This is a genomic window from Desulfobacter latus, from assembly GCF_013389365.1.
GTDB classification, from domain to species: domain Bacteria; phylum Desulfobacterota; class Desulfobacteria; order Desulfobacterales; family Desulfobacteraceae; genus Desulfobacter; species Desulfobacter latus.
On sequence record NZ_JACADJ010000209.1, the window covers coordinates 1 to 332 of the forward strand.

At 33.4% G+C, this 332-nt stretch carries 1 protein-coding gene; it reads left to right on the forward strand.

Annotation, left to right across the window (positions count from 1 at the left end):
* The coding region (locus HXW94_RS19020) for a hypothetical protein (protein WP_218576836.1) at window positions 1-332 on the forward strand (332 nt) is incomplete at both ends.

The following is a 332-nucleotide window of genomic DNA, read 5'->3' on the forward strand; positions in this document are numbered from 1 at the left end:
AAAATCTGATACCCCTCAGTTTGATTTCTGGTTGGTTATTGCAACACTTGAAAAATGTAAACCAGTTAGAATTCCAATTAATATTTATGCTTACGGGAAAAAAGTCATAAATTCCGGTAAATTATGTGCCGGAGTTACATTAACCCGGAAAAATGGTAAGTGGTACGCCACGCTTGTTGTTGAAACGATTAATAAAAAAACAAAGGCATCAAAAATTATAGGCGTTGATCTTGGAATCAAAAACCTATTAACAACACCAGTTCAATATTTTGGTCAGTTTTCAGAAAAGCTGAAAGATAAAATCAAACAGAACGATTTGAAACGACGTAGAA